Origin of the sequence: Acinetobacter sp. YH12041, assembly GCF_013419975.1 — a bacterium.
Taxonomy (GTDB): Bacteria; Pseudomonadota; Gammaproteobacteria; order Pseudomonadales; family Moraxellaceae; genus Acinetobacter.
Window position 1 is genome coordinate 1 of the sequence record NZ_VOZC01000020.1, and the last position, 16,457, is coordinate 16,457.

A 16,457-nucleotide genomic window follows, 5' to 3' on the forward strand; every position below is an offset into this window, starting at 1 on the left:
TGAAAACCTTCAAAATCCTTGCTGAGCGTTATCGAAATAGAGGTAAAAGGCTTGGTTTGAGATTCAATTTAATCGCTGGAATCTACAATTTGGAAGTGAGCAAAAAATGATTTATGAAAGAGGTCTAATATTTCGGTTCATAAAATTCATATAAGTCAAATTCCTCTTGTAGATAGAGTTCTTTCCTCTTTTGAGAATCTTGTTCTTGAAATATTTCTGCATTCTCCTTCATAAAATTTATCAACTCTAAAGCTTTTTCTTTAGAATCAATAGCACCATTTATATTTTTATACCCTAACATATCAATAAATAGCGTCCATTGTAAAAGCTTCATAGCATCCCCAGAAATATAAAAAATGAACGAGATTGTAATAAAATTATAATAAAAAATCTTTCTATTATTGAGCCTCTAAAAACTTCTCTATCGCCTGCTGTGCAATCTCCGCATCCTGGAAAGACTTCACTCCAGAAACACCCATTGCACCTACGAGCTGACCTTGATACAGAATCGGCTCACCACCTTCTAACATCCCAGAAAAAGTATCCATCGTCAGAAAGCCCATTTGACCGCCTTTGATAATATCTTCAAACAGTTTGGATGGGCGGCGACTAATGGCAGAACAACGTGCTTTTTCCAGACACAGGTTTGCTGTCATCGGTGAAGCACCATCCATACGCTTCATTGCCAGCAAATTGCCAGTTTCATCAACTACAGCAATACTAACATTAAAGCCATTTTCTAGCGCATATTCATAGGCCTGATTTAACAAAAACTCAGCGTCGCTTAAGGTCAGATAATGTTTGGTTTTCATTCAACTATCCAATTTCTAATTTATCAATTTCAAATCTTTGCGGTCTAATTAAAAGAATAAAATAAGCCCGAAGGAATTCGGGCTTATGTTCCCTCTCCTTTTAGGAGAGGGTTAGGGAGAGGTTGTATTACCCTTTCATTTCAGCAAAAGTTTCTTTCGCTGCTTGAATCGTAAATTCAATATCTTCATCACTATGCGCAGCTGAAATAAATCCTGCTTCAAATGCAGATGGAGCCAGGTTCACACCACGACTTAACATGCCATGGAAGAATTTCTTGAAAGCTTCTACGTCACATTTCAGCATTGAATCAAAGCTGGTGATGTCTTCTTGATCAGTGAAGTACAGGCCAAACATGCCGCCCACTTGCTGGGTCTTGAATGGAATACCGGCTTCATCCGCAGCTGCTTGTAAACCTGCAAGAAGTTTTTCAAGTTGAGCAGTCAGTTTTTCATAAAAACCTGGCTCACGCAGATGTTTAAACATCTCGATCCCGGCACGCATTGCTAGCGGGTTACCGGACAAAGTACCTGCCTGATACACGTTACCTAGTGGCGCGATGCATTCCATCACTTCACGCTTACCGCCAAAAGCACCGACTGGCAGCCCCGCACCAATAATTTTACCCAAAGTCGTTAAATCAGGAGTTACGCCATAATGTGCCTGAGCACCACCTAGACCGACACGGAAACCTGTCATCACTTCATCAATGATGAAGACTGAACCATGTTCATCACAGACATCACGTATCGCTTGCAGGAAACCATCAATCGGTTTCACCAGATTCATGTTTCCTGCTACTGGCTCTACAATTACACCGGCAATTTCTGAACCGAACTTGGCAAAGCATTCTTTTAAAGTGGCGATGTCGTTATAAGGAAGAGTTAAAGTATGTTTGGCAAAATCAGCGGGTACACCCGCAGAAGTCGCTTCACCTTCGCCTTTAGTTAACAAGCCAGAACCTGCTTTTACCAGCAACGAGTCAGAGTGACCGTGATAACAACCTTCAAATTTTACGATCTTGTCACGACCAGTATAACCACGTGCCAGACGAATCGCAGTCATGGTCGCTTCAGTACCAGAATTCGTCATACGTACCAATTCAATGGATGGCATGATGTCGCAAATGATATCTGCCAAAGTGGTTTCATGCACGGTTGGTGCACCAAAGCTTAAACCATCAACAGCTGCATCTTGCACCGCTTTAATAATTGATGGATGCGCATGACCCAGAATCATTGGGCCCCATGAACCCACATAGTCCACATAGCGCTTGCCATCGACATCGTACAGATAAGCACCTTGTGCTTTCTCGATAAAGATAGGCGTACCACCCACGCCATTGAAAGCACGTACAGGTGAGTTAACACCACCCGGAATATGTTTATTGGCTTGTTTAAATAGTTGTTCTTGCTTTGGAGATAAACTCATGAGAATCACTCAACTCAAAAATACAATAAGAAATAAAAATTAAGCTTGTTCAGCAAATAGTTCCGACCAGTCATACACTCGTTGACCGACAGTAGACATCGAGCGGCCTAAAACATCACTAATGACCGCACAAAGATCAGCGCCGGCTTCAATGACTTCTTTACCGTTTTCAACTGTCAAACCACCAATGGCACAGATTGGTACATTCAATTTTTCTTTAGCCAGTTTCAAGGTTTCTAAACCAATATTGCCCGCTTCTGGCTTGGTGTCAGTCGCAAAGATCGCACCAAATGCCACATAGTTTGCACCATCCGCAATGGCTTGTTCAGCAAGCTCAAGTGAATTATTACAACTGCGGCCAATCAATACATTTTTGGGCAAACGTTCAACAGCTTCCTGAATTGAGCCATCATCCTGACCCAAATGCACGCCTACGCCATATTTTACTGCAGTTTCCAAATCGTCATTAATTACAAATGGAACTTTATACTGTTCACACATTTGTTTCATATATTCGATTTCGTAAGCCTGATCTTCTTTCGCTACTTTTTTACGACGATACTGAAGTACCGCAACTTCATAAGTCGCCATTGCACCTTCAAGTTTCGCCAGAAGAAGCTCAATAGGATCATCATTGGTAATTAAATATAAACCGCGCATGACTGCCGCCATTCAAAATACATACGCTATTATAGGCATAAATGGGCGAGTTTCCCCATCCTAAACACTGAATAATACCCGATTCAGGTATTAGATTATTATTTGTACTTTTTATACAGGTGATTGATCAATATCCCTATTTTCAGTGATAGGCGACTGCGAGAATTTACGTTTTAATGGTTTTATAACAATAATGATAAAGTGTTAATGCTTACGCCCTCCGACAAACGCTTTTAGGATTTTGCAGATAACTTAGTGGAGAAGTTGCAAAATTCTGAAAGCGATTTTTTTATGTCCGGATTTTACAATTCCTGTTTATAAAATTGCTTGAATACTATTAGTCACAAAACTTAAAGAAAACTTCAAAATACCCAATTTCAGGGATAGGTCTACATGCATTAAAGGATTTATATAAGTTCGAACACAACACATAAATAGAAAAGCAAAAGCTGTGTTTTATCTACCAGATCCTTTCTAGCTTTGGGTAAACCGTTTATGGGGAGACGTGTCAAAGCTAGAAAGGATCGACCCATCTAAGCAGAACTGACCATCTTATCTCTCAAACTTGGTTCATTCATCTCGTGAATATTTTCTAAATCATTCAGATAAATTAAAAATACGTCAATGCAGATCTTTCTATTTTTTTAAATATAAAAAAAGCCCGGAGAAGGTCGCTCCAGGCTTGGAAAACTGATTTATTCAGTGAATTATACTCTTTGATAAAATACTGAATAAGCAATAAAACAATTAATAGAATAATAACTCTACACTTGCAAGTGTTTTTATCGTTTTTATTGCAATACTTAAGCATAAATCCGATAAAACGTCATAAGCCCTAACTTGGAATTTTGTCGTGCTTACGATCGACCAGGCTCAGGTTACCACGTAATACATCGGCAAACATACGCCAGTCTGAAATAAAACTGTATAGCGGCTGTTTAAAGCTGGCCGGTTTATTCTTTTCAAAAATGAAATGACCAATCCAGGCACAGGCATAACCTGAGAGTAGTCCATAGGCCAGATATTTAGCTTTACGCTGATGAAGGGCTTTGCTAAAAAAATATAAACCGATACTGCTGCCTGCGACATGCAAACGGCGGCTCATAATATGGCGATGCTCGGTTAGATAAAACCGGTAAAACTCATGATAGTCATGAATCGGCATTTGTGGAGAAGTCAGTTCTGCAATCTCATTGCTCGGCTGCACTTGTGCATTCATTATCATCATCCTGATCTTTTTTCTTCACCTTAGCGCATAATTTAGGCAATTAAAAGTACCTTTATTTTCATGTAATTCTGTACCTGAATTTGGCTTAGATATTGAATTGTCATGCTTTCAGTAGAAACCAGCGAATGAGATCAGCATTTTAATTTTTCCATTTCCATTTTTTTCAATCGGTCAAGTCTTACATCAGATTGGTTTTTCGTTACAATCAGCCGCTCAAAAGTCTAAAAAATATTTCCGTTTCATATCGGAATTTCATGCAAGCGAATAAAAATTCAATTTATTTTTTAATATTTTTCAATAAATTGAATAGACAGGATGATTATCATGGTTGAAGTTGAACTCAAGTTCCAGATTCCCGCGGCACGCCGTACTGCCCTGCTTAAGGCACTTGATCCCAAGAAATCTCAACAGATCCTGCTTCAAGCCAAATACTATGATACTGCAGACCGTCAACTGGCCCAGCATGGAATTGCCCTACGCCAACGATTAGAAGGCAGTCGTTGGGTTCAGACGTTAAAAGCGGCAGGCAAAAGCCACATTGAACGTTTCGAGCATAATCATGATCTGGGTGAATTAGAATATTCTCCTGAGCTGGACCTGAGTATTTACCAGCAGTCTGCTGAAGCGCAAACCTTGCTTAATCGTGCTTTAGGTGATCAGTTTGACCAGCTGCAATTGCAGTTTGAAACCGATATTGCCCGTACCTTGCGCGTGATTGAATATGAAAACACATCAATCGAAGTCAGCCTGGATATCGGCTGTATTCGCACGCCTCATGCTGAACAGGAAGTGCATGAAGTTGAATTCGAGTTAAAGCATGGCTCAATTCAGGATTTGCTGGCCTTTAGTTTTGAATGGGTCAAAAAATATCAGCTGTGGCTGGATGTACGCAGTAAGGCTGAAATTGGGAATTTGTTAGCGACTCATCAGAATGTAAGTCCCGCTACTTTTGCCAAAGAATTCCAGATCAGCAAAAAAGACAGTGCAGGCAAAAACCTGTGTCATCTGGTGGCCCAGCAAATGCAGCACCTGTTGCCCAATATTGCGGCAATCTCCGCGCAAGTGGCAGAACAGGAACATATTGACCAGGCACAACAGGCCTTGAATCATCTCTATCTGACCCTACTTTTGTTTAAAGATTGGCATACTCAGGTTTCAGACAAATGGGCGCATCAGCTTGCCGCATTTAAACATCAGTTTGAACATCTGCAACATTTACAGCACATGCAAAACACTCTGGCTGGCTTCCTGCAAAATCCTACGACCGCAGAGAACCTGACTAAAGATATTCTCTATGCCAAAGAGAAGCTGGGCAATCTGGTGAAATCCACCCAAAATGTGCATCACTATCTGGAATTGCTGATCTTCAGCTTAAGTACAAATGAAGCTAAGCCGCTGGAATTGAAATCTGCAGCGCAAACTACCTTGCAGCAACAATACAAAGTCTTGCATGAACAGATGAACCAGACTGATATTACCAATTTTGAGAGTCTGGATCAGCTAGCAATTCGCATTCAGGAATTAAAATTCAGCTTCCCAATTTTGACCACGATTTATGATGTCAAAAACCTACAAAAATACAGCAAGGCGTTAAATGATGCACAGCAGGCAGCAAATGAATATCAGACATTGGCCTCCTCTGCCCTGTATATCCAGCAGACTGAGCTGGAAGCCAGTGACTGGTTTGTGTTGGGTTGGCTGACTGCCAAGCAGGAAGTCTATGCACAGCGCTTACTGGAAGCGACAGAACAGTTTCTGGTCAGCCGCAAATTTCTTAAATAAGTATTTAACTGACTTTCAAAGCACGCTACGGCGTGCTTTTTGTTGCACAAGCACATCACAATACTTTTGTTGTTTGGTCTATATTGATTGTTATGAGCTTCATCGAGAAGGAATGGCCCGATGGCAGAAATCGAACTCAAATTCCAGATTCCACAAAGTATACGTCACCAATTCGAACAAGATTTTCAGCAGTACGGGCCGACTCAACATCATTTATGTGCCAAATACTTTGATACTTCCGATCAGCAGTTACAGCAGCACAAAATTGCACTCCGGCAGCGTCTGGAAGACCGTCAATGGTTTCAGACCTTAAAAGCACCGAGCCAGCATCAATTTGAACGCTTTGAGCTGGAAGAAAGACTGGATACCGCACCGGACAACTGTGATTTAAAAGCTTATGCCAAGCATAAACAGGCTCGGAAGATTCTAAAACAGGCACTTCACACCCTAGATACGTCTCTGACTCTACAATTTGAAACTGATGTAGAGCGGGATCTCTGGATTGAAAATTACCGAGGAAGTCAGATTGAAATTGCACTGGATAGAGGTGAGATTCGTTCTAATGGCCAGACCTTGGATATTTATGAAGTTGAATTTGAGCTCAAAAGTGGCAAACTTGATGACTTAATTGATTTTGTTAAACCCTGGATTCAACGTTATCAGTTATGGCTGGATGTACGCAGCAAATCTGAACGTGGTTATGCTCTGCTGAATAATAAAACTGATCTTCCGGTCCAGCATCAGACAACCTTAGAGCTCGCAGCTAAAGACGATATTCATCATATCTTGCAAAAAATTATCACCAACTGTCTGACGCACCTGTTTCCCAATGCGACGGCGATTGCGCTAGAGAATTACAATAGTGACCATGTGCACCAGGCCCGCGTCGCTATCCGGCGTTTACGCAGTGCCTTAAAAATCTTCCAGCCCTATCATCAGGATTTGCCAGAGGAATGGCAGGATCAGTTACGCAATATCTTCCAGCAATTAGGCTCTACTCGGGATCGCGATGCTTTAGCTGAAAGTCTGCTTCCTCAGCTAGAAGCTGCGGGTTCACCAGTATTGCAGTTGCCTCCAGCCCAACAGGATCAGGCAGATATTAGCCAATTATTCAGAAAGCCAGCTACGATGGAGCTGATACTGGAGCTACTACAATTTAGTCAGGATCAGAGTGCAAACCAGCAAAAGTCCTCGCATAAAATCCTGTGTAAAGGACTCAGCAAACTGCATCAGAAAGTCTGTGCAGATGCAGAGAATTATCAGGAACTGGATATTGAATCACGCCACCGAACCCGCAAGCGGGTTAAACGCTTGCGTTATAATGTGGAATTTCTGCAAAGCCTGTTTCCTGAAAAGGAAGTTAAAAGATATCTGAAAGCGTTAAAGCCCTTACAGGAGACTTTAGGTCATTATAATGACCTGTTTGTCGCAGAAAGCCTGTATAGGCCTTATGCCAAAAAACATTCCAAGGCATGGTTTGTCATCGGCTGGCTCACCGCAGAACAGCAGCATCTGTCGGAACAGGCTGCCGAGCAGTTACAGAAATTTTCTCACACCCAGCCATTCTGGTAAGAGATAAATAGACAAAATTGCTCTAGCGATATTTGCCATATACTTTCCAGGTATTGTTATCAGCCAGCGGATCGCTATAACTATCGCTGCGTTGCTTACGCGGTTTATCACGGGCATCAACTAGTTCAAAATGTGGTTCGACACTCAGTACGATCCCATTCACATAGAACCGAGTCCGGGTGTATTCACTCTGACCATGCTGGAACACATAAGTGCGCAGATCTACAAATTCACGATGTGCCACCAAAGCTGCCGTTTCATCACTGTCTAGCCAGCGTTGCATGGCCTGAATCTGTTCCGGTTCAAATTGCCCACATTTTTCAATCAGGCTGGCAATACCACGAAAAGTTTTGGATTCTTTGGCACGGGTTTTATTAATCCGGATGCGGTCCACATGAAAATAAAATAAGGGCAGATTCAAATGACTTGGCAAATGAATCGCATCCAGGACTTCATCTTCCATAAAAGGCTGAAACAGGTCTTGTGCCCTTTCAATCAGACCCAGCCATTGCTTGTAATATTCTTCGACCTGCGACTTGGTGCCATAATAAATTGGCAATCCTTCCACATTGGCCAGATTTGCTGGTGGCCAGATATTCTGGCGTAATAAGGCAATATCACTTTTCAGACTCTGTACAGCAATTGCATCTTGCATGAGATTTACATTTTTATTGCTTAGGCTATTTTTAGATTAAGGCAAAGGTTTAGTTTCTGCAAGGCTTTGCCTATAATTAGTGATTAAGATTTTATTATCAGGAAAAATTCATGGTTCAAAAGATTGAAGCAACCGATGTAACCGAAGAAGAAGCGTTAAATGCTGCATTCTTTGAACGTGCTGATGAATTTATTAAACAGGCCAACGAATTTAGCCGTGTAGAAAAAGGCTCTCAGGAAAACCCGGCAGAAAAACGTGGTCAAGTCAGCGCTGCAATGCTGTTTGGTACTGCCCGCTTTAATACCTGGGTCGCTGCCAACAATTTCAAAGATGGCAACGAGATGCGCGACGCTAAAGATCAGGTCATGTCTTATATCTTGCAGCAATTTCAGATGATGCTGGAAGATAACTACGATGAATACTGTGAGCAGTTTGAGAACTATTTACGTTTCCGTCGTAATGAAGAGTTTCATGCCAACAAGCATCAACACGACCACGATCATTAATGAAAGCCCTACGGGGCTTTTTTTAAATCTTTGATTTTTAATTTGACTTTAATACTGGATTCATCCTATAAAAAATGAATAAAAATTAAACGATGACCAAAAATATCATGCAACAACTGCCCTTTCCGATTATAGATCCGCATATTCATCAATGGGACCCTTATACCACACCGCATGCCGCAGCCTCAGCCGTAAAATTATTTGGCAAACATCCCAAACTGCTGAACAAAATGGTGCGACTGATCAAGCCCAAAGCGGTGATCGATACCATTGGTCTGACCGAACATCTGACCGCGCCTTACCTACCTGAAAATTATAAACGTGACATCGGTCATTATCAGGTGGAACAGATTGTTCATATAGAAGCAAGCTGGCATGAGCATAAAGGTACTGGCGTGGTTAATGAAACCAGGTTTATTGCCGGGCTGCCTTTTGCTGAACAGAATATTCAGCTAGGCGGCATTGTGGCTACAGCTGATCTTCGTCAAAAAAACTTTAAACAGCTGCTGCAATTACATCAGGAAGTTTCGCCTAAATTACGTGGTATTCGTAAAATGGCATCGTTCCATGCCGATAAAGGCATTCATGCCTGGACCGATGAACCGCATTTATACTGCAATAAGAAATTTCTGAAAGGATTTGAGGAATTAGCCAAAGCCAATTTAAGTTTTGATGCCTGGGTTTATTCTACCCAAATTTCTGATGTGGCCCATCTGGCCAAAACATTTCCTGAAACGCCGATTGTGCTGGATCACTTGGGCACACCTGCCGGCATCTTTGGGAAAGTCGGTAAAGCGACAGGACAAACTGCACAGCAGAGAGACTATATTTTTCAGACCTGGAAAGAAGACCTGGCTGAACTGGCAAAATGCCCGAATGTGTATAGCAAAATCTCCGGTCTGTTTATGCCTGTACTCGGTCATCGTTTTCATTTAGAGCGAAAACTGGCAAAAAAAGATGAACTGATTCAGCTCGCGGCTCCATTGATCCAGCATGCCCTACAATGCTTCGCTAAAGATCGCATCATGTTTGCTTCTAATTTCCCGATGGATCGTGTCAGTACAGATCTGGTCACCATCATTGATGCCTTTAGCGATATTGTGCAGAGCTATGACGAACATGCTGTAAAGCCGGTTTTTTATGAGAATGCCAAACGCTTTTATCGCCTATAGATACGTGGAAACGTCATCCGTAACTGGTTGAGGTAGGACTACATCATAAGAGGATTGTTTCTACAATAAATTTATTTCGTGAAGGTGGTGGACGAGTTTTGCGGATGACAAATGGTTTTGGCTACTTTTGCCGAAGCAAAAGTAGCCATATAGACATCTAAACATTTATTTAAAATGAAAAGAGACCGTCATAGACTTATAAAAAATTACAGAGTTTATTTCACTTCTTTCCCATACTGATCCGCCATGACTTCGACCAGTTGATCCGGTTTAACATATTTTTTGATAACGGCATCGACATCTGCCTTGGTCAGCTTGGCAATCGCCTGATCACGTTTCTCCCGATAGATCAGATTACGATCTTTTTCCAGTTGTGGAATCAGCATGCTGTGAATACGGCGATCATCTTCTAGTGCAGTGACGCGCTGTTTCAAAATCGTGGCTTTCGCTGCTTCAACTTCCTGCTCGGTTACCCCTTTGGCCAGAAGCTCATTCAATACCTTATGCACCGCTTGTGACACCTGTGCTGATCGGCCAGGCGTATAATTCGCCTGAATGCCTAATGCGCCTGAATCAATCCATTCATCATACTGAGCATTGGCACTGAAGCCATAAACCAGCGCATTTTTCTCACGCAGTTCCTGTGCTAAACGTGAAGACAACTGAGAATCACCCAGAATATGCCGGAAGACCAGCATGGCTGGTAAATCTACATGTTCTGCACCGACAGGGAATGTCATGACAGCCTGATAATGACCGAACTCGCGCTGTTCAGACAACGCATGGATTTTCTGTGCCGGATAAACTGTATATTGACCACTTAAGCGCTCATAAGGCTGCTTCGCTTTCCAGCTCGCAAAGTTATTTTTGAGGACTTTGCTCACGGACTTCGGATTAAATTCCCCTGTCACTGCGATCTGGGCATGATGCGTATTAAAGAACTGCTGATATAACGCTACGACATGTTCACGAGTAGCAGCCTGAATCTGTTTTTTTGCCAGTTCAGGTTCAAAATGATAGCGAAGGTCACCCGGCTGATAAATCTCGGTCGCGCGAGACATGGTCAGGCCGGCCACCATATTGGGCTCAGTATAAGGACGGTCTAACGCAGACAGGCTTTGTCCTTTAATCAGGTCAAACTGGCTCTGCTCAAAGGCCGGTTTATTGAGCACATCCAGCACATACTGGAAAAATTCCTCAAACTTCTCTTTTTTGGCACTGATCTGAATGCTCATGCCATTTTCAGAGGAACTGGCCGTGGCTGAACCACCGGACTCAATAATTTTATCGGCAATCTGTTGCAAGCTTTGGGTTTCAGAAGAACGCAGCAATAAGTAAGCTGTCAGATCCAGAATCTCGCCTTTATTGAACAAACTTTGTGCCGTGCCGAAATTAAGCGCAATGGTGGCATAAACTTTGTCATCCTGAGTCTGGGTCGGGAATAAAGCGTATTTAATACCATTCTTCAGTTTGCCCCGTTGAATCTGCTTGTCCTTAGCCTGTAAATATTGCTTGGACTGCGCCACATACTGCTTTACTTCTGCCTGATAGACACTGACATCTTTCAGCGGTTCTGCTGCTTCAGCCTGCTGGTCCAGAGTTTGAGCCGGCACTTCAGTCTGGGGCAACTCCTGTGCTTTTTTCTGATCTTCTGGTGTCGGCAAGATATTGCCAGAAATACGATATTCTGGCTTAAAGAATGCCTTATACACCTGATTGATCTGATTGACATCCAGCTTTTCTATGGCTTGCAGATCTTTGAAATACTGGCTCCAGTCACCTGAATAAGCCACTACATATTCACTTAAACGCGAACCTAAAGCGGTTGCGCTATTTTTAACATTGTCCGCCTGGTTTCGGGTTAGACTTTTAGCCCGGTTTAATTCGGTTTCGTTAAATGGCTGGCTCTGCTCTACACCCTGAATCAAGCCCTGCTCAACCTGCTTGACTTGATGATTTGGCGCATAGATGGCACCCATAAAGACCAGATTAAAATCTTTATCCAGCCAGGTCATAGACTGCACCGTAGTAGTTTTACCCGTCTCGACCAGACTCTGATACAGGTGTCCGCTAGGTTGCAATGTATATAAGATTGGAGACATGGCCAGCGTGGTTTTAATACTTTCTTCTGACTGGTTCAGATAAATATTAAATTTGGCCAGATCACTACCCTTTTGTACGGTAAATTCACGCTGTTTGATCTGTTCAGGTTTTAGCGCAGGCACTTTTACCGCTTCAGGTACTTTGCGGGACTGAATCGGACTGAAATGGGTATCAATCTGCTTCAGCACTTCTGCCTTATTAAACTTGCCTGAAATAATCATCAAAGCATTATTCGGTGCATACCAATGACGATAAAACTGGTTCAGCTCCTGCATCTTGATCGATTGCAGTTCGTTCAAGTCACCAATCGGTAATCGCCCCAGATACTGATTGCCATAAGCTGATTTAAATACCTGATCCATCAGTACGGAAAATGGCTGATCCAGACGGATTTCACGCTCACGTTTCACGATGTCAATTTCAGTCGGCACATACTTTTCTTGCAGGACCAGCTTGTCCATGCGTTCTGCTTCAAGGAAAATCACTTCATTGACCGCAGTCTGCTCAGGACGAATCACATTGGTATATTTGGTTGAGTAATAGTCAGTACTAGCATTGGTCATTAAGGTATATTGATCCAGACGGCGCTGAAACTCATCTCCCTTCACATTTTCCGTGCCTTTAAACGCCAGATGTTCAAGCAGATGCGCTAACCCACCTTTGCCTTGAGGATCATTCAGTGAACCGGTCAGATAGACCGTATTCATAAACACTTTATTTTCTTTATCATTGGGCGCAAGAATAATTCTTAAGCCATTTTCCAGTCGATATTCTTCGATATTCTGTTCTGTTTTCACCAATACTGGCTGTGCAAAACTGGCCGCAGTCCAGCCAGATAATAAAATCGCCATGCTTAAACGTTTAAAGCGTATTTGCATTGTTCATCCAAATTTTTAAGTGTGAATTTTTATTTACAGTCACTCTGATCTTAGAGAAAAGTCTCTATTATGAATAGTCTATTTTATGAGATGCCAAATAAAATACCGCGCAATTTCACGGTATTTTATTGAGTATGTTAATTAAATATAAAGTTCGGCCAGCATAAACAGTTTGGCATAACCTGAAATCTCAATGCGGTCTTGCTCTTTTAATGCACAATACAATACACCGCCACGCTGAGAAGCCTGATAAGCCACCAGTTCAGTTTTATTTAATTTCTCCGCCCAGATCGGTGCAATCCCGGTATGAATTGAACCCGTTACCGGATCTTCATTAATCCCGTTACTCGGTGCAAAATAACGTGATATGCAATCATATTGCGTATCACCAGCGGTAATCGCGACATCCAGTAATGGACCCGCCGCTGTAATCGCGGTTCTTTTTCCATTCAGCTGCTTCAGCAATTCAATATTGGGTTGCTCATCCAGCACATCTTCTACTGATTCATATTCAATAATATAACCTTGTGTATTCAGATAAACGTTTTTAAAAGGTTTCGTCAGGGCCTGTCTTAAGGCTTCCGGATAATCTGTGATGAGTTCAGGCTGACGGATGGGGAAATTCATCCGGATTTTGCCATCCTCATCCTGGCATACTGTAAAAATGCCCAGATCTTTGACATGAAAATAAATGGTTTTTGCAGAGCTAAAATCCTTGAATAATACAAAGCTGCTGGCCAATGTCGCATGTCCACAGAAATCCACTTCCTTGGTCGGCGTAAACCAGCGAATTTCATAATTTTCTGCATCCAGCACTTTGACAAAAGCGGTCTCAGACAGATTATTTTCCAGGGCAATATTCTGCATCAGGTGATCATCCAGCCAAGCATCCTGCACGATGACTGCAGCAGGATTTCCCTTAAATAGAGACGTCGTAAAAGCATCCACCTGGTACATTTTCATTTTCTTTACTCCTGTATGTAGGTGTTTAGTTTAAAAGCTTTTTTCCAGAAGAGGAATTTTATATGCTGTGGATCAGATGATTTATTTTTCTCCCTTTTCACTCATTAAGGTTCTTTATGAACAATTCACATATTCAAACTGTACCTTTAGAAAAAGCCTATCGCCTGATTACACATGGCCCCACTGTGTTAGTGTCTGCCAATGATGGGCAAGACACTGATGTCATGGCCGCTGCCTGGGCATGTGCACTCGAATTCAGTCCAGCAAAAGTCACCGTAGTACTGGATAAAAGCACCAAGACCCGAAAAATAATAGAAAATTCTGGCTACTTTGCCCTGCAGATTCCCACCCTCAAACAGCTGGAAATGGTCTATAGTCTGGGAACATTGAGTCTGTACAATGCCCCAGACAAACTGGAGCAGTCCGGTGTGCAGTTATTCAAATTCGCAGATCAAGAGATCCCAGTTGTAGAAGGTTGTGCCGCCTGGATTTTATGTGAGCTGATTCCCGAGCCACATAACCAGCAAGCCCATGACCTGTTTATTGGTAAGGTCATTGCCGCTTATGCCGATGATCGGGTGTTCCGTGATGGGCACTGGTTCTATCATGAAGTCAGCGAAGAATGGAAAAGTATTCATCATGTCGCCGGTGGTCACTTCTATACCATTGGCGAAGCTGTCGCAGTAAAAGATGCAGAATAAATAACTGATCTTTTTAAACAAATCATATAAAAAATTCTTGCAAACAGGCGACCTTGACCACAGTCAGACTGCCTGAATTTATGCTACTTTATCCATAATATCTGTTTGGTCTGATGTCTTATGATGCCGTTTAAAATCCACTGTATTGATGTCAAAAACTCATTACAAAATTATATCTGGTTGCTTGAACATACACCGACGCATCAGGTCGTGGTCATTGATCCCACTGAAGCTGCGTTAGTTCAGAATTACTGCGCCGAACATGGGCTTGAGCTGAGTCAGATCTGGCTCACCCACTGGCATAAAGACCATATCGGGGGCGTTCCGGATTTAATTCAAAAGCAATCATTACCGGTATATGGCCCAAAAGCTGAGCTGGAAAAAATTCCGTTTATTAACCATCCACTTGAACATGACGACCAGTTCAGTTTTCATGGTGTTGAGGTACAGATTATTGCCGTACCGGGTCATACCCTAGGCCATATCGTGTATTTCCTGGATGCTATTGATGTGCTGTTTTGTGGCGATACCCTGTTTGCCATGGGCTGTGGGCGGGTATTTGAAGGCACTTATCAGCAGATGTACCACTCTCTGACTCGTCTGGCTGCCTTACCGCCACGTACCCAGGTTTATTGCACGCATGAATATACACTGTCGAATGCACAGTTTGCCAAACATGTTGAACCGGATAATCCAGCAATTCTGGAGCGTTTCGAACAGGTTGAGCGTATGCGCATGCTTGGACAATGCACCTTACCCAGTACGATTGCAGCAGAACTGGAAACCAATCCTTTTTTACGCGCAGACAGTGTCGAAGAGTTTCAACATTTACGCGTGATGAAAGACTCGTTTTAAACTATAGCTGCTTAGAGCAGCTGATGCTTCTGAGCATGGTCATCCAGTTCCTGCTGGGTGACCACTCGTACCGCATTCATTTCATCAATCCTGACCAGCAATAATCCACCCAAAGCAGGTTGATAACGGCGCGCACTGCCAAATGGCGTATAAGCCACCTTGGACTGTACCGAAAAATCCAGCCAGTCTTCATGACCCAGCATCACAGCAACAGGCTCCTGCCCTTGCTGCTGCATAAGTTCAATTTGCTGTTTGACGTACTGTTCAATATTTAATTCAGTCATCATTAATCTTATTTAAATTACATCAATTTCAGTATAAAGGATTGAGCCTAACACCATGACCTGAATACTCTGAGACTTTGATGGATTGTATATTTTTAAGCCTTACTCAAACTCTAAAACTTTAAACCACGCTAATTCCTAATTTAAAATGAATAAAAAATAAACAATTACTGATTTAAATATTTGAATATTAATAACTATTCAAAAAATTATTTAGGTTTATAATTAAAATATTTAGTTACAACATCTTGAAAATAATAAAAAACATAGACTTAGATTGAAAACCTTATATTTGGTCTATATTATCTTGTTCATTAAATCCGCAAATTCAATTAAATTAATTTAAATAAGGGTATTTGCCCTTTAAAACGAAAATTCTCACCCTTATCTATGATTTAACTGATGAAGGAGTTATGTCGTGAAAAAAGTGGTTAAAGCAAAAAACGTTCTCGCATTTAGACTTTGGTTAGAAAAATTGGGGTATTCGGTTCGCACCCTGGCAGACAATCGTGGTTTTAGTTTCAGTTTTAAAAAAGAATATGGTCTGGTGACTTGTGATCTTTCAGGTAATGCATTGGCCATGCAACTGGGTGAGGAGTTTGAAGATCATCTGAAAGCTTAAATTTAATTAATCAATGCACTCATGATTTACCCTTTTATTTGAGTAAAATTCTCTTATTCCTATAATCAGCCCATTTCGATGGGCTTTTTTTCGTTTATAAAATTTCAGGCAAAAAAAAACAAGGCATCAACCTTGTCTCTTTTGATGGTGGGGACGGAGAGACTCGAACTCTCACACCTCGCGGCGCTGGAACCTAAATCCAGTGCGTCTACCAATTTCGCCACGTCCCCATCAG

General features: G+C 41.9%; 16 protein-coding genes, 1 tRNA gene and 1 pseudogene. 8 read left to right on the forward strand and 10 right to left on the reverse strand.

Annotated elements, in window-relative coordinates:
- Nucleotides 1-110: pseudogene (locus tag FTU00_RS12870) on the forward strand (IS5/IS1182 family transposase); the annotation flags it as partial.
- 14 nt (nt 111-124) lie between these two features.
- Here FTU00_RS12870 and FTU00_RS12875 read toward each other — a convergent pair.
- From FTU00_RS12875 to FTU00_RS12895, 5 genes are all read right to left on the reverse strand, one after another.
- Nucleotides 125-334, reverse strand: a complete 210-nt coding sequence (locus FTU00_RS12875; RefSeq protein ID WP_180179849.1) for a hypothetical protein — start codon at nt 332-334, stop codon at nt 125-127.
- 64 nt (nt 335-398) lie between these two features.
- On the reverse strand, nt 399-812 hold the full coding sequence (locus FTU00_RS12880) for a heme-binding protein (protein WP_180179850.1): 414 nt from the start codon (nt 810-812) through the stop codon (nt 399-401).
- A 127-nt stretch (nt 813-939) separates the two neighbouring features.
- Nucleotides 940-2,241: a glutamate-1-semialdehyde 2,1-aminomutase gene (gene hemL / locus FTU00_RS12885; RefSeq protein ID WP_034706389.1), complete on the reverse strand. Its 1,302-nt coding sequence runs from the start codon at nt 2,239-2,241 to the stop codon at nt 940-942.
- Between the two features lie 39 nt (nt 2,242-2,280).
- Nucleotides 2,281-2,901: a thiamine phosphate synthase gene (gene thiE, locus FTU00_RS12890; protein ID WP_180179851.1), complete on the reverse strand. Its 621-nt coding sequence runs from the start codon at nt 2,899-2,901 to the stop codon at nt 2,281-2,283.
- 835 nt (nt 2,902-3,736) lie between these two features.
- Nucleotides 3,737-4,120, reverse strand: coding sequence for a DUF962 domain-containing protein (locus FTU00_RS12895; protein WP_159123774.1), 384 nt, complete (start codon nt 4,118-4,120; stop codon nt 3,737-3,739).
- A 333-nt stretch (nt 4,121-4,453) separates the two neighbouring features.
- Between FTU00_RS12895 and FTU00_RS12900 the strand changes: the two genes are divergently transcribed.
- Complete coding sequence (locus FTU00_RS12900) at nt 4,454-5,911, forward strand: inorganic triphosphatase (protein ID WP_180179852.1); 1,458 nt, start codon at nt 4,454-4,456, stop codon at nt 5,909-5,911.
- 120 nt (nt 5,912-6,031) lie between these two features.
- Nucleotides 6,032-7,483, forward strand: coding sequence for a CYTH and CHAD domain-containing protein (locus tag FTU00_RS12905; RefSeq protein ID WP_180179853.1), 1,452 nt, complete (start codon nt 6,032-6,034; stop codon nt 7,481-7,483).
- 22 nt (nt 7,484-7,505) lie between these two features.
- On the opposite strand, the gene FTU00_RS12910 is transcribed toward FTU00_RS12905, so the two are convergent.
- Complete coding sequence (locus FTU00_RS12910) at nt 7,506-8,138, reverse strand: hypothetical protein (protein WP_004786345.1); 633 nt, start codon at nt 8,136-8,138, stop codon at nt 7,506-7,508.
- 110 nt (nt 8,139-8,248) lie between these two features.
- Between FTU00_RS12910 and FTU00_RS12915 the strand changes: the two genes are divergently transcribed.
- Complete coding sequence (locus FTU00_RS12915) at nt 8,249-8,644, forward strand: DUF3144 domain-containing protein (protein WP_004786347.1); 396 nt, start codon at nt 8,249-8,251, stop codon at nt 8,642-8,644.
- Between the two features lie 107 nt (nt 8,645-8,751).
- Entirely contained in the window at nt 8,752-9,816 is a 1,065-nt protein-coding gene (locus FTU00_RS12920) for an amidohydrolase (RefSeq protein WP_034590228.1), read from the forward strand.
- Nucleotides 9,817-10,031: 215 nt separating this feature from the next.
- On the opposite strand, the gene FTU00_RS12925 is transcribed toward FTU00_RS12920, so the two are convergent.
- Together FTU00_RS12925 and FTU00_RS12930 are read right to left on the reverse strand one after the other, a co-directional pair.
- Nucleotides 10,032-12,797 (reverse strand): pitrilysin family protein, encoded by a 2,766-nt coding sequence (locus tag FTU00_RS12925; RefSeq protein WP_180179854.1) that lies wholly within the window; start codon nt 12,795-12,797, stop codon nt 10,032-10,034.
- Nucleotides 12,798-12,938: 141 nt separating this feature from the next.
- A complete protein-coding gene (locus FTU00_RS12930; protein WP_180179855.1) occupies nt 12,939-13,760 on the reverse strand; it encodes a PhzF family phenazine biosynthesis protein in 822 nt (273 codons plus the stop codon).
- A gap of 116 nt (nt 13,761-13,876) precedes the next feature.
- On the opposite strand from FTU00_RS12930, the gene FTU00_RS12935 reads away from it, so the two are divergent.
- On the forward strand, nt 13,877-14,461 hold the full coding sequence (locus FTU00_RS12935) for a flavin reductase family protein (protein ID WP_034705217.1): 585 nt from the start codon (nt 13,877-13,879) through the stop codon (nt 14,459-14,461).
- Between the two features lie 120 nt (nt 14,462-14,581).
- The gene (gloB, locus tag FTU00_RS12940; protein ID WP_180004454.1) at nt 14,582-15,316 is read left to right on the forward strand and encodes a hydroxyacylglutathione hydrolase; all 735 of its coding nucleotides are present in this window, start codon (nt 14,582-14,584) and stop codon (nt 15,314-15,316) included.
- A gap of 11 nt (nt 15,317-15,327) precedes the next feature.
- Here gloB and FTU00_RS12945 read toward each other — a convergent pair whose 3' ends face one another.
- Entirely contained in the window at nt 15,328-15,600 is a 273-nt protein-coding gene (locus FTU00_RS12945; protein WP_180179856.1) for a hypothetical protein, read from the reverse strand.
- Between the two features lie 418 nt (nt 15,601-16,018).
- On the opposite strand from FTU00_RS12945, the gene FTU00_RS12950 reads away from it, so the two are divergent.
- Nucleotides 16,019-16,222 (forward strand): hypothetical protein, encoded by a 204-nt coding sequence (locus FTU00_RS12950; protein ID WP_004786362.1) that lies wholly within the window; start codon nt 16,019-16,021, stop codon nt 16,220-16,222.
- A 145-nt stretch (nt 16,223-16,367) separates the two neighbouring features.
- On the opposite strand, the gene FTU00_RS12955 is transcribed toward FTU00_RS12950, so the two are convergent.
- Nucleotides 16,368-16,452: transfer RNA gene (locus FTU00_RS12955), tRNA-Leu, on the reverse strand.
- Nucleotides 16,453-16,457 lie beyond the last annotated feature (5 nt).